This window comes from Vibrio sp. Vb1755 (genome assembly GCF_033338635.1).
Classification (GTDB): Bacteria; Pseudomonadota; Gammaproteobacteria; order Enterobacterales; family Vibrionaceae; genus Vibrio; species Vibrio alginolyticus.
Genome location: NZ_JAWOTA010000247.1, coordinates 1 through 1195, shown reverse-complemented (window position 1 = coordinate 1195; position 1195 = coordinate 1). Strand labels below are relative to the sequence as shown.

Sequence of the window (1195 nt, the reverse complement as noted above, 5' to 3'; positions counted from 1 at the left end):
AATTTTTCTGTCGCTAACGGAGACTCGTAATCGAGGGTCTTCGCTGGAGAAACTACGATAAGCATGACTTTCACTTCCCTAATTTTGTTTTTTATTAGGGTACAAAAAAAGCCATGCATTGTCTGCATGGCTTTACGAATCGTCTTAATAGCTTTTAACGATAGGAGAACACTTAGTCTTTCTTAGTGTTGTCCCAAATACCGTCTTCTAGCTGAGACTTAAGCTCAGGGAAATCGTTCGCATCGAACGTTGGTACTTTACCTTCGCCTAGCTGGCGGTTGTAGTCTTTCGCCAGTTTGATCACGATGCCCGATAGCAACAGAATCGCTACCAAGTTAACAATCGCCATCAGACCCATCGAAACGTCAGCCAACGACCAAACCACAGGAAGAGACGCTAGCGCACCAAACATTACCATGCCCAGAACCACAACGCGGAAGATGCTTAGACCAGCTTTATGGTTGTGCTCCAAGAAGATCAGGTTCGTTTCTGCGTAAGAGTAGTTCGCGATGATTGAAGTAAACGCGAAGAAGAAGATTGCAACTGCAACAAAGATGCCGCTCCAATCACCAACTTGCGAGCTCAATGCACGCTGAGTTAGCTCAATACCAGTAACTTCCGTTGCTTGACCTACATACTCGCCCGACATCAGGATAATAGCTACTGTTGCAGAACAGATAACAATCGTATCCATGAACACGCCTAGCATCTGAACGTAACCTTGAGATGCTGGATGCGGTGGGTAAGGCGTTGCCGACGCTGCCGCGTTAGGCGCAGAACCCATACCCGCTTCGTTCGAGAATAGACCACGTTTGATACCGTTGATCATTGCTTGTGCAATCGCATAACCAAGACCACCCGCTGCAGCTTCTTGCAGACCGAATGCGCTCTTGAAGATCAGCATCAATACATCTGGTAGTTTCTCTAGGTTTGAGAATACAACGAACAATGCAAGTACTAGGTATAGCAGTGCCATGATAGGAACGATCAGCTCAGCTACTTTCGCGATACGTTTGATACCACCGAAGATAACTACAGCTGAAAGTGCAACAACAGCAATACCAACGTATAGGTCATTCCAACCAAATGCGTTGCTCATTGCGTTTGCAATTGAGTTCGCTTGTACGGCGTTGAATACCAAACCAAAAGCGATGATTAGGAAAACTGAGAACAACACGCCCATCCAACGCATGCC

Annotated in this window: 1 protein-coding gene; it reads right to left on the bottom strand. The window is 46.3% G+C overall.

Features of this window, described 5'->3' with window-relative positions; genetic code table 11:
• Positions 1–172: 172 nt before the first annotated feature.
• A partial coding sequence (locus R7E00_RS24270) for an alanine/glycine:cation symporter family protein (protein ID WP_318124800.1) occupies positions 173–1195 on the bottom strand: 1023 nt, incomplete at its 5' end.